At 70.2% G+C, this 15,900-nt stretch carries 14 protein-coding genes; 3 read left to right on the forward strand and 11 right to left on the reverse strand.

Translation table 11 applies throughout. The features are described 5' to 3' along the window. Positions 1 to 17 precede the first annotated feature (17 nt). The 3 genes from G6N31_RS11310 to rpsB form a co-directional block, all read right to left on the reverse strand. Positions 18 to 1,517: a sugar transferase gene (locus G6N31_RS11310; RefSeq protein ID WP_098002028.1), complete on the reverse strand. Its 1,500-nt coding sequence runs from the start codon at positions 1,515 to 1,517 to the stop codon at positions 18 to 20. A gap of 350 nt (positions 1,518 to 1,867) precedes the next feature. Then, the gene (gene tsf, locus G6N31_RS11315; protein WP_098002029.1) at positions 1,868 to 2,683 is read right to left on the reverse strand and encodes a translation elongation factor Ts; all 816 of its coding nucleotides are present in this window, start codon (positions 2,681 to 2,683) and stop codon (positions 1,868 to 1,870) included. Between the two features lie 12 nt (positions 2,684 to 2,695). Further along, complete coding sequence (gene rpsB, locus G6N31_RS11320; RefSeq protein WP_163722141.1) at positions 2,696 to 3,526, reverse strand: 30S ribosomal protein S2; 831 nt, start codon at positions 3,524 to 3,526, stop codon at positions 2,696 to 2,698. A 282-nt stretch (positions 3,527 to 3,808) separates the two neighbouring features. On the opposite strand from rpsB, the gene G6N31_RS11325 reads away from it, so the two are divergent. Beyond that, entirely contained in the window at positions 3,809 to 4,297 is a 489-nt protein-coding gene (locus G6N31_RS11325; protein WP_098004396.1) for a peptidoglycan DD-metalloendopeptidase family protein, read from the forward strand. A gap of 9 nt (positions 4,298 to 4,306) precedes the next feature. On the opposite strand, the gene G6N31_RS11330 is transcribed toward G6N31_RS11325, so the two are convergent. The 6 genes from G6N31_RS11330 to G6N31_RS11355 all read right to left on the reverse strand — a co-directional run bounded on the left by G6N31_RS11330 (position 4,307) and on the right by G6N31_RS11355 (position 10,364). Beyond that, positions 4,307 to 5,209, reverse strand: coding sequence for a tyrosine recombinase XerC (locus G6N31_RS11330; RefSeq protein ID WP_098004397.1), 903 nt, complete (start codon positions 5,207 to 5,209; stop codon positions 4,307 to 4,309). Between the two features lie 32 nt (positions 5,210 to 5,241). After that, the gene (locus G6N31_RS11335) at positions 5,242 to 6,402 is read right to left on the reverse strand and encodes a lactate 2-monooxygenase (protein ID WP_098004398.1); all 1,161 of its coding nucleotides are present in this window, start codon (positions 6,400 to 6,402) and stop codon (positions 5,242 to 5,244) included. A 36-nt stretch (positions 6,403 to 6,438) separates the two neighbouring features. Next, positions 6,439 to 7,284, reverse strand: coding sequence for a siderophore-interacting protein (locus G6N31_RS11340; protein ID WP_098004465.1), 846 nt, complete (start codon positions 7,282 to 7,284; stop codon positions 6,439 to 6,441). A gap of 79 nt (positions 7,285 to 7,363) precedes the next feature. Next, positions 7,364 to 8,494: a DNA-processing protein DprA gene (gene dprA, locus G6N31_RS11345; RefSeq protein WP_098004399.1), complete on the reverse strand. Its 1,131-nt coding sequence runs from the start codon at positions 8,492 to 8,494 to the stop codon at positions 7,364 to 7,366. Beyond that, positions 8,494 to 9,999, reverse strand: a complete 1,506-nt coding sequence (locus tag G6N31_RS11350; protein ID WP_098004400.1) for a YifB family Mg chelatase-like AAA ATPase — start codon at positions 9,997 to 9,999, stop codon at positions 8,494 to 8,496. The genes dprA and G6N31_RS11350 overlap by 1 nt, the downstream gene beginning before the upstream one ends. Beyond that, entirely contained in the window at positions 9,999 to 10,364 is a 366-nt protein-coding gene (locus G6N31_RS11355) for a YraN family protein (protein ID WP_098004466.1), read from the reverse strand. Before G6N31_RS11355 ends, G6N31_RS11350 begins: the two co-directional genes overlap by 1 nt. A gap of 149 nt (positions 10,365 to 10,513) precedes the next feature. On the opposite strand from G6N31_RS11355, the gene G6N31_RS11360 reads away from it, so the two are divergent. After that, positions 10,514 to 11,353 (forward strand): DUF1206 domain-containing protein, encoded by an 840-nt coding sequence (locus G6N31_RS11360; RefSeq protein ID WP_098004467.1) that lies wholly within the window; start codon positions 10,514 to 10,516, stop codon positions 11,351 to 11,353. A gap of 39 nt (positions 11,354 to 11,392) precedes the next feature. After that, positions 11,393 to 13,891, forward strand: a complete 2,499-nt coding sequence (locus tag G6N31_RS11365) for an AMP-binding protein (RefSeq protein WP_098004401.1) — start codon at positions 11,393 to 11,395, stop codon at positions 13,889 to 13,891. Here the strand turns inward: G6N31_RS11365 and G6N31_RS11370 are convergent. After that, entirely contained in the window at positions 13,857 to 14,675 is an 819-nt protein-coding gene (locus tag G6N31_RS11370) for an acyl-CoA thioesterase (protein ID WP_098004402.1), read from the reverse strand. The genes G6N31_RS11365 and G6N31_RS11370 overlap by 35 nt on opposite strands. Then, complete coding sequence (locus G6N31_RS11375) at positions 14,672 to 15,880, reverse strand: CoA transferase (protein ID WP_098004403.1); 1,209 nt, start codon at positions 15,878 to 15,880, stop codon at positions 14,672 to 14,674. The genes G6N31_RS11370 and G6N31_RS11375 overlap by 4 nt, the downstream gene beginning before the upstream one ends. Between the last annotated feature and the right edge of the window lie 20 nt (positions 15,881 to 15,900).

A 15,900-nucleotide genomic window follows, 5' to 3' on the forward strand; every position in this document is an offset into this window, starting at 1 on the left:
GCCGGTCGCGGCGGGTGTCACTCTGCGCGGTGCAGCACCGCCCCCACCGTCATCGTGAGGATCTTCCAGTCCAGCCACAGCGACCAGTTCTCGATGTAGAAGTTGTCCCATTCGGCCCGGTCGGCGATCGAGGTCTGCCCGCGCAGGCCGTGCACCTGCGCCCAGCCGGTCATCCCGGCCTTGACCCGGTGCCGGTCGCCATAGCGGGCGATCTGCATGTTGAACAGGTCGACGTACTCGGGCCGTTCCGGCCGGGGCCCGACCAGGCTCATCTCGCCTCTGATGACGTTGATCAGCTGGGGCAGTTCATCCATCGAGGTGGCGCGCAGGATCCTGCCGATTCGGGTGCGACGGTCCTCGCCCTCGACGCCGCCGGGCGCGGAGTCGGGGGCAGGCGCGAAGGCTGCCTCGGAGGTTGCGGGCGGGCGCATGGAACGGAACTTCAGACACCGGAACACGCGGCCGTCGCGTCCCACCCTGGGCTGTCCGAAGAACACCGGGCCCGGCGAGCTCGACCGGACCAGCAGCATCAGGGTGAGAAACAGCGGCGAGATCATCGCCAGACCGACCGCGGCGACCACGCGGTCGGAGACGTGTTTGACCACGAACTGCCAACCCCGCGGGTCGGTGCGCGGTGCCGCGATCAGCGGCAGACCGCCGATGTGGTCGATGCGGGCGTGCACGCCGATGGTGTCGAAGATCCGCGGCACGATCCACACCGCGACCCCGCGCTCGTGCGCGATTCGGACTGCGCGGGCCAGCGCCTCGTCCCGGGTGCGGGAGAACGCGACGATCATGCACTCCGCGCCGGTGCGGGTGATGACGTCGTCGAGATCGTCGAGCTTGCCCAGGTACGGGATGCTCGACGGGTTGTCGCGGTCGACGCCCATCCATGGCAGTTCGTCGTCGACCAGGCCCACCGGCCGCAGACCGTATTCCGGCGTGATCGCGAGCCGGTCGACGACTTTGGCGGCGATGCGCCCGTTGCCGACGATCAGAGTGGGCGCGGTCAGCGTGTTGCGGCGGAACAACTTTCGCCGCAGCGCGAACCACCACAGTCGGCCCAGCGGTAGCAGGACGGCCGCACACACCCACATCCGGGCCACGGCGTCGTCGGCCGAACCGGGCAGGTTGGTGTTCAGCACGATGCCGGTGAGCAGCATGACCGCCGCCAGCGCGGCGACCGCCTCGATGGTGGGCAGCTCGTCGAGAAACGTGCGCTGCAGTGACCGCCGGTACAGGCCGCGCATCGCGCTCATCGCCACGATGGTCGGCGCGAAACACCACAGCATCCAGATCGGCGGGCTGTCGTAGCCCAGCTGTGTCGCCCAGGTCATGCCGATGGCCACGGCGGCCGAGCCCGTGGACAGGTCGATCAACGGACCGGCAACCGACTCCCAGGGCGTCCGCCGTTTTAGCTGGGATGGTGCCGGGTCGGGGTCTAGAGGGACTTCGCGCGCAATACTCTTCCGGATGTTCGGATTTGCCGCTCTGCGGTACTCAACAGTGTCGGTCATTCCTTACCAAGAACTTTGGCTGTACCGACCATTCACTGAGATTAACCCGTCAATTGTCGAAACCGTCGAATATCGGTCATGGCTCGGACCATCGGACGGCATCCGGATTTGCTGGGTTCTTTGCTGGTGTTTGTCCAGATGACTTGAGGCAAACTCGGTATCGGCGGATCCGCGAGGCTGGAGCCGACAATGTCCCCGGTGCAGCGCTTCAGGCAAACCCAGGATGCGCGAACCGGCCGTGGCCGGGTCGGTTCGATATCGACGTGCGGAATCCGTCGCCGACCATGGCGCAGAATGCACGACGCCCCCGGAACCGCGGCTCCGGGGGCGTCGTGTCGATCCGGGTGCTGCTAGGCCTGTCCGACCTCGAACCGGGCAAACCGGGTCACGGTCACACCGGCCTCGTCGAGCAGCGCCTTGACGGTCTTCTTGTTGTCCGAGACCGACGGCTGGTCGAGCAGCACGACGTCCTTGAAGAAACCGGTCACGCGGCCCTCGACGATCTTGGGCAGCGCCTGCTCGGGCTTGCCCTCGTTGCGGGCGGTCTCCTCGGCGATGCGCCGCTCGTTGGCGACGATGTCCTCGGGAACGTCCTCACGGGACAGGTACTTGGCCTTCAGCGCGGCGATCTGCAGCGCCGCCGCATGCGCGGCCTCGGTCGAGTCGCCCTGGTACTCGACGAGCACACCCACCGCGGGCGGGAGGTCGGCCGCCCGCTTGTGCAGGTAGGTCTCGACAGTGCCGTCGAAGTAGGTGGCCCGACGCAGTTCGAGCTTCTCGCCGATCTTGGCCGACAGGTCGGCGATCGCCTGCTCGACGGTGGTGTCGCCGAGCTTGACGGACTTGAGCGCGTCGACGTCGGCGGCCTTCGCCGCGGCGGCCGCGGCGACGATCTGATCGGCCAGCGCCTGGAACTCGCCGTTCTTGGCGACGAAGTCGGTCTCGGAGTTGAGCTCGATCAGAGCGCCGTCCTTTGCGGCGACCAGACCTTCGGCGGTGGCACGCTCGGCGCGCTTGCCGACGTCCTTGGCGCCCTTGATGCGCAGCAGTTCGACTGCCTTGTCGAAGTCACCGCCGGCGTCGACCAGCGCGTTCTTCGAGTCCAGCATTCCGGCACCGGTCAGCTCACGGAGACGCTTGACGTCGGCAGCGGTGTAGTTAGCCATCTGAGCCTTTCCCTACGGGTTCGGGGTGGGGGTGGGTTCGGTGTGCGTCTCGGCCTCGGGGGTGCCCGGGGTCGCGGCGGTGGCACCGGCCAGCAGTTCCTGCTCCCACTCGGGCAGCGGTTCGGCGGCGTCATCGGCAGCGGCCTTGCCGGCACCTGCACGGGCCTGCAGGCCCTCGGCGACCGCGGACGCGACCACCTTGGTCAGCAGCGCGGCCGACCGGATCGCGTCATCGTTGCCCGGGATCGGGTAGTCGACGAGGTCCGGGTCGCAGTTGGTGTCGAGGATCGCGATGATCGGGATGTTCAGCTTGCGGGCCTCGGCGACCGCCAGGTGCTCCTTGTTGGTGTCGACCACCCAGATCGCCGACGGCACCTTCTGCATGTCGCGGATACCGCCCAGCGACCGCTCGAGCTTGTTCTTCTCGCGGGTCAGCATCAGGATTTCCTTCTTGGTGCGACCCTCGAACCCGCCGGTCTGCTCCATGGCCTCGAGTTCCTTGAGGCGCTGCAGACGCTTGTGCACGGTGGAGAAGTTGGTGAGCATGCCGCCCAGCCAGCGCTGGTTCACATACGGCATGCCGACGCGGGTGGCCTCTTCGGCGATCGATTCCTGCGCCTGCTTCTTGGTGCCGACGAACATGATCGAGCCGCCGTGCGCGACCGTCTCCTTGACGAACTCGTACGCCTTGTCGATGTAGGTCAGCGTCTGCTGCAGATCGATGATGTAGATGCCGTTGCGGTCGGTGAAGATGAACCGCTTCATCTTCGGGTTCCAGCGCCGGGTCTGGTGTCCGAAGTGGGCGCCGCTGTCAAGCAGCTGCTTCATGGTTACAACAGCCATGATTGGCCATACCTCTTTGGTTGTCGGTTGTCGTCCGGCATCGGGTGAGCCGGACCCTGGCGACTGCTTCGATGCCGGACCCGCTCGGGAGCGGGACCGCCCGGCATACGAGGTGACGAACCGGTGGGCTCGTGACGCAGACGCGCGAAGTCAGCTCGAGCCAACGAGCTGCGGGTAGCAGTTTACACGCTCGGAACAGGTGCTTTTACCAGCGCGCACAGCATCCACAGGCCGGCGCGTACGTTCTTGTCCCGCCCGGACGCGGTGCGCTGAGCTGGGGTGATGCGCGTCGCGGCGATGTGGGTGGTGTTGGCGTTGCTGGCGGCCGCCCCCGCCGGGGCCGACGGCGCCCGCCTGTCCTGGCCGCTGCGTCCGCGCCCCGCGGTGGTCCGCGCGTTCGATGCGCCGTCGCCGAACTGGCAGCGCGGGCACCGCGGGGTGGACCTGGCCGGGTCCCCGGGGCAGGCCGTCCACGCCGCCGCGGCGGGCGTGGTCGTCTACGCCGGTGAGCTGGCCGGACGTCCCGTGGTGTCGCTTGCCCATCCCGGCGGGCTGCGCACCAGCTACGAGCCGGTGCGGCCGTCGGTGCGGGCCGGGCAGACCGTCGGGGCCGGCGCCCCGCTCGGAGCGCTGGCCGCCGGGCACACCGGTTGCGCGGTGGCGGCGTGCCTGCACTGGGGCGCGATGTGGGGACCGGCGGCGCGGGCCGACTACGTGGATCCGGTGGGGTTGCTCGCGGGCACCCGGATCCGGCTCAAGCCGGTCCGGTGAGCCGAGCGCTCACGCCCGGGGATGGGCCTGGTCGTGCACGGCGCGCAGCCGCGCCACGCTGACGTGGGTGTAGAGCTGCGTGGTGGCCAACGACGAGTGCCCGAGCAGTTCCTGGACCACGCGCAGGTCGGCTCCGCCTTCGAGCAGGTGGGTGGCCGCACTGTGCCGCAGCCCGTGCGGGCCGATGTCGGGGGCGCCCGCGACGGCCGACACGGTCTGGTGCACGACGGTGCGGGCCTGGCGCGGGTCCAGCCGTCCCCCGCGCGCGCCGAGCAGCAGCGCCGGCCCGGACCGGTCTGTGGCCAGCTTGGGGCGCCCCTCGCTCAGCCACGCGGTCAGCGCCGCGTCTCCGGGCCCGCCGTAGGGCACGGTGCGCTGCTTGTTGCCCTTGCCCAGCACCCGCAGCAGTCGCCGCGGCCGGTCGACGTCATCGATGTCCAGACCGCACAGCTCGCTGACCCGGATACCGGTCGCGTAGAGCATCTCCACGATCAACCGGTCCCGCAGCGCGAGTGGATCGTTCTGCTGGGCACCCGATTTCGCGGCGCCGAGGGCGTCGAGCGCCTGATCCTGGCGCAGCACCGCCGGCAGGGTGCGGCGCGCCGCGGGCGTCTGCAGCCGGGCCGCGGGGTCGTCGCTGAGCAGTCCCCGGCGCAGTGCCCAGGCGGTGAACGTCTTGGCCGCCGAGGTGCGGCGGGCCAGGGTGGACCGGGCGGTGCCCGCGGCGGCCTGGGTGGCCAGCCACGATCGCAGCAGCGGCAGGGTCAGCCCCTGCAGTCCGGCGCCGGGGCTGCGGTTCTCGACGAAGGCCAGCAGCGAGCGCAGGTCGCCGAGGTAGGCCCGGCGGGTGTGCTCGGAGCGGCCCCGCTGCAGCGCCAGGTACTGGTCGAACTCGTCGAGCACTGCGTCCACGGTCTCACCGTGGCAGACGGTGATGCCGCGGGTCAGCCGACGCGCCGCAACACGTCGGGCGTCAGTTCGGCCAGGCTGCGGTAGCCGTCGACGGCCATGATCAGGTCTGCTTCGGCCAGCAGCGACCGCACCACGTGCACCACGCCGTCCTCGCCGCCGATGGCCAGGCCGTAGGTGTAGGGCCGGCCGACGCCGACCGCGGTCGCCCCAAGCGCGAGCGCCTTGATGATGTCGGCGCCGCTGCGGATACCGGAGTCGAACAGCACCGGCAACCCGTCCGCGGCCTCGACCACCCCCGGCAGGCAGTCCAGCGCCGGCAGGCCGCCGTTGGCCTGGCGGCCGCCGTGGGTGGAGCAGTAGATGCCGTCGACCCCGCCGTCTTTGGCGCGCCGGACGTCGTCAGGGTGGCAGATCCCCTTGAGCACCAGCGGCAGGTCGGTCAGCGACCGCAGCCAGGGCAGGTCGTCCCAGGTCAGCGGGTTTCCGAACTGTTGCACCCACTGCAGGACGGCGGCCTGCATGTTCTCCTCCGGAGGTTGGGCCAGCCCGGCACGGAACACCGGGTCGCTGGTGTAGTTGGCCAGGCAGCGGCCCCGCAGCTGCGGAAAATTCGAGGTGGCCAGGTCACGCGGACGCCAACCGGGAATCCAGGTGTCGAGGGTGACGACGATGGCCCGGTATCCGGCCGCTTCGGCGCGTGCGACCAGGTTGGCGGCCAGGTCCCGGTCACTGGGGGTGTAGAGCTGGAAAAACCCCGGGGTGTCGCCGAACTCGGCGGCGACGTCTTCGAGCGGGTCCTCGGTCAGGGTGGAGACCATCATCGGCACGCCGGTGCGGGCGGCGGCGCGCGCGGTGGCCACGTCGCCGTGGCCGCCCTGCGCGCAGATGCCGATGACGCCGACGGGTGCCAGGAACAGCGGTGACGGCAGGCTCATGCCGAACAGGTCGACGGTCAGGTCCCGCTCGGTGGCGCCGACCAGCATGCGGGGCATCAGCCCCCACCGGTCGAACGCGGTGCGGTTGGCCCGCTGGGTGTGCTCGTCGCCGGCGCCCCCGGCGACGTAGGACCAGACCGACGGCGGCATCGCGACTTCGGCCTTGGCTTCCCAGCCGGCGTAGTCCATCGGGAGCGTCGGCAGGATCCCGGACAGGCCCTGCAGGTAGATCTCGAGCTGGTAGTTACCGAAGGTCATGGCGTCAGCCTGCCATCGACGCCGGCTCCGGCAGGGCTATTTGGCTTCCGCCTCGGCCAGTTCCCGCTTCCACTGCCGGAAGGTCTCCTCGGTGCGTCCGCGACGCCAGTACCCCGATATCGATGACGCCCATTTCGCCTCGATCCCCCGCTCCTTGCGGATATAGGCCCGCAGGTTGTGCATCACCGCCTGCGCCTCACCGTGGATGAACACCTGCGCCTGACCGGGCAGCCACGGGGTCTCGGTGACCGCCGCGATCAGCGGGGCGTGGTCACCGGCGATCTCGTCGCCGACCAGGTCGGCCCGGCCGCCGCGGTAGATCCAGCGCACCTCGACGCCGTCCGGGGCGGTCAGCTCGATCTCGTCGTCGGGTCCGCCGACCTCGACGAAGACGCGTCCGATCGCGTTGGGCGGCAACGCTTCCAGCGACGCGCTGATCGCCGGCAGCGCGGCCTCGTCGCCGGCGAACAGATACCAGTCGGCTGCCGGGTCGGGGGCGAACGCCCCGCTGGGCCCCATCACGAACAACCGCCGGCCCGGGGCGGCGTGGGCCGCCCACGGCCCGGCGACCCCGTGTTCGCCGTGCACGACGAAGTCGATGGTCAGCTCGCGGCGCTCGGCGTCGGCGCGACGGACGGTGTAGGTGCGCACCACCGGCCGTTTGCCCTGCGGCAGCGCGTCGAAGCTGTCCAGCGTCAGCGGCTGATCGAGGCCGCTGACGTCGAGGTCGTCGTCGACGAACACCAATTTCACGTAGGCGTCGGTGTAGTCGTTGGGCGCGAAGGTGTCAAAGCCGTTGCCACCGAGGACGACTCGCACCATGTGCGGCGCGATCTGCTCGGTGCGCACCACTTCGAAGGTGTGGACCGGACGTCCTGCCACGTGCTCAACCTCCACTGCCGACGACGTTTCACTGCGACTATACGAGCGCCGTGCACGCTGCAGGGTCCGCCCTCCGAGCTCACCGTTCGGCCACCAACTTCCAGTTGCCGTCCTCCTGAGACACCAGACCCCGCAGATCGAGCATGGCCAGTGGGCCGAGCACCTCGGAGACCGGCAGACCGGCCCGCACGGCGATCTCACCCACCGTGCGCGCGCCGCGCCGCGGCAACGCCTCGTAGACGGTGAGTTCGGTGTCATCGAGGTCGTCGAGGCTAGTGGTCGGCCGGTCCGGTTCGGGCGCCAGCTCGCCGATGCGGCCGACGGCTTCGACCACCTCGGCGGCACGCGTGACCAGCCAAGCCGTGTGGTTGGCGATCATGATGTGACAGCCCGCCGAGCTGGCCGACGTCACCGGCCCCGGCACCGCGCACACCTGACGGCCCAGCGCGCGCGCCCACGCGGCGGTGTTCGCCGCCCCGCTGCGCACTCCCGCCTCCAGCACCACGGTGGCACCCGACAGCGCGGCGACCAACCGATTGCGCGCCAGAAACTGGCGGCGGCTGGGCCGCATCCCCGGCGGGTACTCGGTCAGCACCAGCCCGCTGCGGCCGATCCGGTGCAGCAACGCCGAATGCCCGGACGGATAGGGCACGTCGATGCCGGCGGCCAGCACCGCCACCGTCTCACCGTCACAGGCCAGCGCCGTGCGGTGCGCCGCCCCGTCGATGCCGTAGGCGCCGCCGGAGATCACCGCCACGTCGCGTTCGACCAGCCCCGCGGCGAACTCCGAGGTCACGTGCTCGCCGTAGGCGCTGGCAGCCCGCGTGCCGACCAGCGCAGCCGCACGCGCGGTCACATCGGCCAGATGAGACGGGCCCACCGCCCACAAGACCAGTGGCGGATGCCCGTACGGCCGTTCGGCCAGCGCCGGACGGGCGAACGACGCGAGCGCCAGGTGCGGCCATTCGTCGTCCCCGGGGGTCAGCAGACGTCCGCCGAGCCGGTCGAGCACATCCAGATCAGCGTCGGCGGAATCGATCTCGTGACGCGCCTCGGTGGCCCGCGCCAGCTCGCCATCGACGTCGCGGGCGCGGATCCGTTGCGCTGCCGCGACCGGGCCCTCGGCGTGCACGAGTGCGGCGAGCCTCGGATTGGGCGGCTCACACACCCGGGACAGGTAGGCCCAGGCGCGACGTTCTGCGGTGTCCATCAGTGCGTCCCCTGTCGGAAGCTCAGGGCCGTGGCGACGTCCTGTTTCGTCGGCGACGTCCGCCCTCCGAGATCGGCGAGTGTCCACGCGACGCGCAGCGTACGGTCCATCCCGCGGATGCTCAGCGCGCCGCGGTCGACGGCAGTGCGCACCGGGGTCATCGCCTCGGCACTCAACCGGAACTTCCGCCGTAGAAGAGCCCCGCCGGCTTCGGCGTTGGTCGCGATACCGTACGGCCGCCACCGTTCTTCCGCCGCCGCTCGGGCAGCCCAGACACGTTCCCGCACAGCCGATGTGGACTCCCCCGCTTCGTCAACGAAAGGCCCGGCCCGCGAGGTGTGCATCTCGACGCGCAGATCCACACGATCGAGCAGCGGACCCGACAGCTTGCTGCGGTAGCGACGCCGTTGAGCGGCCCCGCACTGGCAGTCCCGCGGATCGGGGGGCGCGCACGGGCACAGGTTGGCAGCGAGCACCAGCTGGAACCGGCACGGATAGGTCGCCACCCCGTCGCGGCGCGCCAACCGGATGTGACCGTCTTCCAGCGGCGTCCGCAGGGCCTCGAGGGCACTGGTGTTGATCTCGGCGAACTCGTCGAGGAAGAGCACCCCGCGGTGAGCACGGCTGACCGCGCCCGGCCGCGCCATCCCGGATCCCCCGCCGACGAGAGCGGCAACGCTGGAAGTGTGGTGCGGCGCGACGAACGGCGGCCTGGTGATCAACGGGGCGTCGCCGGTCAGCAGTCCCGCCACCGAATGGATGGCGGTGACCTCGAGGGACTCCTTGTGCGGCAGTGACGGCAGCAGGCCCGGGAGTCGTTGCGCCAGCATGGTTTTTCCCACCCCCGGCGGCCCGGTCATCATCAGGTTGTGTCCTCCGGCGGCAGCCACCTCGACCGCGAAGCGGGCCTGTGGTTGGCCCACGACGTCAGCCAGGTCCATCGTCACCTGCGGACTCCGGGCCGGGTTCTCGATCCGTCCGTGCAGATCACCCTTTCCTCGCAACCACTCGTGCACCTGGCCCAGGCTGTGCGCACCCCACACCTCGATACCGTCGACCAGGCTCGCTTCGGCGAGATTGTCGACCGGCACCACCGCCGCGCGCCAGCCGTGCTCGCGCGCGGCCAGGACGGCCGGCAACACGCCCTTGACCGGCCGCACCCGTCCGTCGAGCGCGAGCTCGCCGAGCAGCACCGTCTTCTCCAGGTGTGGCCAGGACTTCTTGCCGTGCGCGGCCAGCACCACGAGGGCCAGCGCCAGGTCGTAGACCGACCCCATCTTCGGCAGCGTCGCCGGGGACAGCGCCAGCGTCAGCCGCGCCATCGGCCACTCGAAGTGGCAGTTGGAGATGGCCGCGCGCACCCGATCCCGCGACTCCCGCAGCGCCGTGTCACCCAGACCGACCAGATACACCCCGGGCAGGCCGCTGCTGATGTCGGCCTCGATCTCGATGATCTCGCCGTCGACACCGCACACCGCCACCGAGAAGGCCCGACCCAGCGCCATCACGCCACCGCCTGCAGGTGGGTGATCTCCGGCTCCCGGCGCCGGCCCACCTGGATGGCGATGACGTCGATGCGCACCCGCGCCCAGGTGCGGTCCTGACCGGCCAGCCACAGACCGGCCAACCGTCGCAGCCGCCGCACCTTGGCCGGCGTGACGGCGGTGACCGCCGGGCCGTACTGCTCACCCGCCCGGGTCTTCACCTCCACGAACACCACCGCGTCCGCCTCGGCGGCGACGATGTCGAGCTCACCGTAGCGGCAGCGCCAATTGCGTTGAAGCACCAGCAATCCGTGCTGCTGCAGATAGTCCACAGCCAGCTGCTCACCCCATGACCCCAGCTCGCCGCGAGTGTGCGTTCCCGTCATGAACGCCACCCTGACGCGTCTGCCCGACAACCTCGGGCGCGAACGTCGAGTTATCCCCAATCGCCGGATTGTCCACACCTGAGCCAGACCGCAGTTTCATCGCCGTCAAAACCGGGGTACCCGGCAGCATCGCCGACCAGGAGGACCCGATGACCAGCCGACCTTCAGCATCGTCGCTGCAGCGATCCGCGCACGGCGCCGCCGACCGTGCCACCAACAACAAGGGCTTCGAGTACACCGCCCGCATCGGCTTCGCGGCCAGCGGTGTGCTGCACCTGCTGATCGCCTACATCATCGGCCGGCTGGCATTCGTCGGTGGCAGCGGCGGCAATGCGGACCAGTCCGGGGCGCTGGCCACGCTGGGCAGCCAGACCGGCGGCGCGATCATGTTGTGGGTGGTCGCGGTCGGGTTGGTGGCGCTGGGGCTGTGGCGTCTGGCCGAAGCGGTCATGGGATCAAAACCCAATGAAGCCGGCCGGGGCGACAACCCGGCATGGAAGCGCGGCAAATCCGTCGGAATGGCCGTGGTGAACTTCGCGATCGCGTTCTCTGCGGCGCAGTTCGCGATGGGCAGCGGGCAGTCGAACAGCCGGCAGAACTCCGGCATCTCGGCGCAGCTGATGCAGTCGGGGTGGGGCAAGGCACTGCTGCTGGCGGTCGGTGCCGGGGTGGTCGCCGTGGGCGCCTATCACGTGTACAAGGGCATCTCGCAGAAGTTCCTCGACGAGCTGCAGGTGTCCGGCGGGACCGGCATCACCGCCGCCGGCGTCGTCGGCTACGTGGCCAAGGGGCTGGTGCTCGGCGGAGCCGGCCTGCTCGTGGTGATCGCTACGCTGCAGGCCGACCCGTCGAAGGCCAGCGGCATCGACGCCGCGGTCAAGACCCTCGCCGCCGCGCCGTTCGGCAAGTTCCTGTTGGTCGCGGCCGCAGTCGGGATCGCCGCGTTCGGTGTCTACAGCTTCATCCGGAGCCGCTACAACCGGATGTGACAACCGGCCACCGGGTGAGGTGAGGGTATCTTTACTCCGGTGAGCTCGTTGGTCGATCATCTGCGCGGTCACGGTGACCGGATCGCGGTGCTCACCGAGGACCGGCACCTCACGTACGGCGAGCTCGCCGACGGGGTCGACGAATTCGCCCGGACGTTGGGGACGGGGCGCCGGCTGGTCCTGCTCGAGACACTCAACGACATCGCGACGCTGGTCAGGTACCTCGGAGCGCTGGCCGGCGGCCATGTCGTCCTGCCGGTGGCCGCCGGTGGCGATCACCGCGCCATCGTCGAGACCTACCGGCCCAACGTGATCGTCGACGGTGCCGGGGTCCGCACCCATTCGCCCGAGACCCACCACCTCCACGACGACCTCGCGCTGCTGCTGTCCACCTCGGGCAGCACCGGGTCGCCCAAGCTGGTCCGGCTCTCCCACGCCAATCTGATGTCCAACGCCGCCGCGATCGCCGAATACCTCGGAATCCGCGCCACGGACCGGGCCGCCACGACGTTGCCGATGTCCTACTGTTACGGCCTGTCGGTGATCCACAGCCACCTGCTGGCCGGCGCGGCGTTGATCCTGACGGATCTGTCCGTGACCGACGAGCAGTTCTGGACCCTGTTCCGGCGTCACCGGGGCAGCACCTTCGCCGGGGTGCCTTATACCTTCGAGTTGCTCGAGCGCATCGACTTCCCGTCGATGGACCTGCCGCACCTGCGCTACCTGACCCAGGCCGGCGGACGGATGCCCGCCGAGCGGGTCCGCCGCTTCGCCGAGCAGGGTCAGCGCCGCGGCTGGGACCTGTTCGTCATGTACGGCGCCACCGAGGCGACCGCCCGGATGGCTTATCTGCCACCAGATTTCGCGCTGACGCGACCTGAGGCGATCGGGGTGCCGATCCCCGGCGGGTCGTTCTCGCTGGAACCGTGCCGGGACTGGCCGGGCGAGGAGATCGGCGAGCTGCTCTACCACGGCCCGAATGTGATGATGGGCTACGCACAGTGCGCGGCCGACCTGGCGACGGGCCGGACCGTCGACGTGTTGCGCACCGGAGATCTGGCGCGGCAGACCACCGACGGTCTCTACGAGATCGTCGGGCGCAAAAGCCGTTTCGTGAAGATGTACGGTCTGCGTATCGACCTGCACCAGGTGGAGACCAGGCTGCGCGACGACGGGGTGGCCGCGCTGTGCGTCGACCACGGCGACGGTCTGGCGGTGGTGGCCGCGGGTGGTCACGACGCCACGACGGTGCGGCGATCAGCGGCGGCCGCGGCGGGGATCCCCACCGAGGGCGTGCACGCTGTCGCGGTCACCGAGCTGCCGATGCTGACATCCGGTAAGCCCGACTACCAGACCGCGCGCAAGCTGGCCCGCGATGCCGAGCCCGCCCGCGCCCCCCGCGACCACACCGATCTGCGCGCGCTGTTCGGCGAGGTGCTCCACCTCGACCCCGCCGACATCGGCGAGGAAGCCAGCTTCGTCGACCTCGGCGGCAACTCGCTGTCCTATGTGGCGATGTCGGTACGCCTGGAGCGGATGCTCGGTCAACTGCCGGCGCACTGGCCGCAGATGCCGATCCGGGACTTGCAGCAACTGCCGCCCCCACGAAAGCCGCGCCGCCGGTTCTGGGACACCACCATGGAGACCGGCGTCGCGCTGCGCGCCGCCGCGATCGTGCTCATCGTCGTCTCACACGCGGAACTGTTCGAGGTGTGGGGCGGCGCGCACATTCTGCTCGGCGTGGCCGGATACAACTTCGGCCGCTTCTGTCTGACCCCGCTGCCCCGGCGCCGCCGGATCCGGCACCTGCGCACCACGATCGCCTGGATCGCGGTCCCGTCGATGGTCTGGGTCGCGCTCGCGCTCGTCATCACCGACGACTATCACCTGACCAACCTGGTGCTGGCCGACAAGTTCCTCGGGCCGTCGGACAGCATGACCTCCGGCCGGTTGTGGTTCGTCGAGGTGCTGGTGTGGATTCTGGTGGCGCTGGCCGTGCTGTTCTGGCTGCCGGCCGCCGACCGGATCGAACGCCGGTATCCGTTCGCAGTCGCGGCGGTGTTCCTCGCCGTCGGCCTGGCCGTACGGTTCGGCCCGGGGTCGGATCTCGACGCGAAGTTCACCGTGCTGGCGTTCTGGTTCTTCGCGCTGGGCTGGGCCGCGGCCAAGGCGTCGAGCACGGTGGCGCGTGTCGCCGTGACCCTCGCGTTGTTCGTCGGCCTGATCGGCTACTTCGACCACACGGAGCGCGAAGTGCTGGTGGCGGTCGGGCTGGTGCTGCTGATCTGGCTACCCACGCTGCGCTGCCCCGCCCCGGTCGCTGTGGTGGCGGGCGTGCTGGCCGAGGCGTCGCTGTATACCTACCTGACGCACTATCAGGTCTATCCGCTCTTCGGGGAACACCGTGTGATCGGGGTGCTGGCGTCGCTGCTGGCGGGAGTGGCGGTGACCGCCGCGGTGACGGCGCTGCGTCGACGGCTGCGTCCGACGTCGGGCCGCGCGATCACGGCCCCGGAGCCGGCTCACGCTCGGCGATGAGTCCTTCCTGAACCAACGTCGCGGCGACCACGCCATCGCCGTCGACCAGGCTGGCGGTCACGACGCCGCGGCCGCGCGCTGCCGCCGGCGACCGGCTCTCCAGCAGGTTCCACCGGTCGGCGTGGACGGCGCGGTGGAACCACATCGACGAGTCGGTGGTTCCGCTGCGGTGACTTCGGGCACGCATGGAATGTCCGTGCACCTGCAGTGCCGGGTCGATCAGGTAGACGTCGGTGACATAGGCGGCTACCAGCGTGTGCACCCGCGGGTCGGCCGGGAGCTCGGCTGTGGTGCGCCACCACATGCGGCGCACGAATCCGTCGGTGCCCACGGCGTCGTCGACGATGCGGATGTCGAGTTCGTCGAGCGGCAGCGACGGCGCCGGTCCGGGCGGACCGGTCTGCGGCAAGGTGGCGGGGTCTTCCGGCGCCGCGGCCCGCCAGCCGTGTTCCGGGCCCGGCAACGCGGCCGAGAACGACACCGTCGCGGTGGTCAGCAGTCGGCCGTCTTGCAATGCATCGACGCGCCGGGACGCGGCCGTACGGCCGTCGTAGACCCGCGTCACCTGGTAGTCGGTCGGTTGCCCGGCGTCGCCGCCGCGCAGGAACTGCAGGTGCAGCGCAGTGGGAGCCTTGACGTCGTCGACCGTGCGCCACGCCGCGGCCAGGCTCTGGGCCACCAGCAGGCCGCCGTAGGCCCGCTTGCCGGCCGGGCCGCTGGCCGGTCCGCGCCACGTGTCGCGGCCGACGTCGGTGACCTCGAGCAGCTCCGCAAGCGTGCTCACGCGACGGTGCCCGAATCGAACAGCTCGTCGATCCGGCCGCGGTCCATCGACAACCAGTCCCCCAGCACAGCCGCGGTGTCGTCGCCCAGCGCGGGAGCGGCGACGGCGGGCGGGTACGACCCGTCGATCGACACGGGCAGCCCGGCCGCCAGGTAGCGGCCCACTCGTGGCTGGTCGAGTTCGGTGAACAGCGGGTTGTCGGTCACCCGGGGATCGGCGGCCGTTTCGGCGAAACTCTGGTAGCGCTCCCACAGCACCGAGGTCGCCGACAGGGCGGCAGCGACCTCCGCGCCGGTATGGCTGCTGAACCACTCGGCGAACAGTGCGCTCAGCGCCTCCCGGTGCCGGTAGCGTTCGCCTTCGTCGGTGAAATCGGCGCCCAGGGAATCCGCCAGCGCGGCAACGGCTCCGGCGGTGCCGGTGAGATCGGTCAGGTCGCGGAAGTGCCGACCGGTCAGCGCGACGACCATGTAGGACACCCCGTCGCTGCTGGTGAAGTTCTGTCCGTAGGTGCCGTACACCGCGTTGCCGATGCGTTGTCGCGCGGTGCCGTTGATCATGGCCTCGGTCAACAGGCTGAGGTTGCCGGCGGTGGCCAGTGCGACGTTCTCCAGCGGGATGCTGATCTGCTGGCCGTGCCCGGTGGCGTCGCGGTGGCGCAGCGCGGTGACCACCGACAGCGCCGCGTACAGACCGCAGCTGACATCCCAGGCCGGCAGTACGTGGTTGACCGGGGTGGTCAGCTCGGCCGGTCCGGTCACCAACGGGAAGCCGATGGCGGCGTTGACGGTGTAGTCCACGCCGGTGCCGCCGTCGTGGCGCCCGGAGACCTCGATGTGGATCAGGTCGGGCCGCGTCCGGCGCAACGTCTCGTAGGAATGCCATTGCCGCCCGGCGACATTGGTGATGAACACCCCGGCGTCGGCGATCAGTCGGGTGACCAGCTGCTGCCCGCTCTCCGCACGCATGTCGACGGCCAGCGACCGTTTGCCCTTGTTCAGGCCCGCCCAGTAGATGCTGTCTCCGGACTCGGTGAGCGGCCAGCGCCGGTAGTCCGCGGCACCGCCGACCGGGTCGACGCGCAGCACCTCGGCACCCAGTTGCGCCAGGGTCATCCCCGCCAGTGGCACTGCGACGAAGCTGGAGATCTCGACGACCCGCACTCCGGCCAGGGGCCGCGCCGGGTCTGGCGCTGATTCGGTCACCCGATCAAGCTAGCAAGCGC

The organism is Mycolicibacterium duvalii (assembly GCF_010726645.1).
Lineage (GTDB): Bacteria > Actinomycetota > Actinomycetes > Mycobacteriales > Mycobacteriaceae > Mycobacterium > Mycobacterium duvalii.

Bases quoted from the DNA above. Each gene is read 5' to 3' on its own strand.
- G6N31_RS11310 (WP_098002028.1), bottom strand. From the start codon at position 1,517: ATGACCGACACTGTTGAGTACCGCAGAGCGGCAAATCCGAACATCCGG.
- G6N31_RS11325 (WP_098004396.1), top strand. From the start codon at position 3,809: ATGCGCGTCGCGGCGATGTGGGTGGTGTTGGCGTTGCTGGCGGCCGCC.
- G6N31_RS11360 (WP_098004467.1), top strand. From the start codon at position 10,514: ATGACCAGCCGACCTTCAGCATCGTCGCTGCAGCGATCCGCGCACGGC.
- tsf (WP_098002029.1), bottom strand. From the start codon at position 2,683: ATGGCTAACTACACCGCTGCCGACGTCAAGCGTCTCCGTGAGCTGACC.
- dprA (WP_098004399.1), bottom strand. From the start codon at position 8,494: ATGGACACCGCAGAACGTCGCGCCTGGGCCTACCTGTCCCGGGTGTGT.
- G6N31_RS11355 (WP_098004466.1), bottom strand. From the start codon at position 10,364: ATGACGGGAACGCACACTCGCGGCGAGCTGGGGTCATGGGGTGAGCAG.
- G6N31_RS11335 (WP_098004398.1), bottom strand. From the start codon at position 6,402: ATGACCTTCGGTAACTACCAGCTCGAGATCTACCTGCAGGGCCTGTCC.
- rpsB (WP_163722141.1), bottom strand. From the start codon at position 3,526: ATGGCTGTTGTAACCATGAAGCAGCTGCTTGACAGCGGCGCCCACTTC.
- G6N31_RS11350 (WP_098004400.1), bottom strand. From the start codon at position 9,999: ATGGCGCTGGGTCGGGCCTTCTCGGTGGCGGTGTGCGGTGTCGACGGC.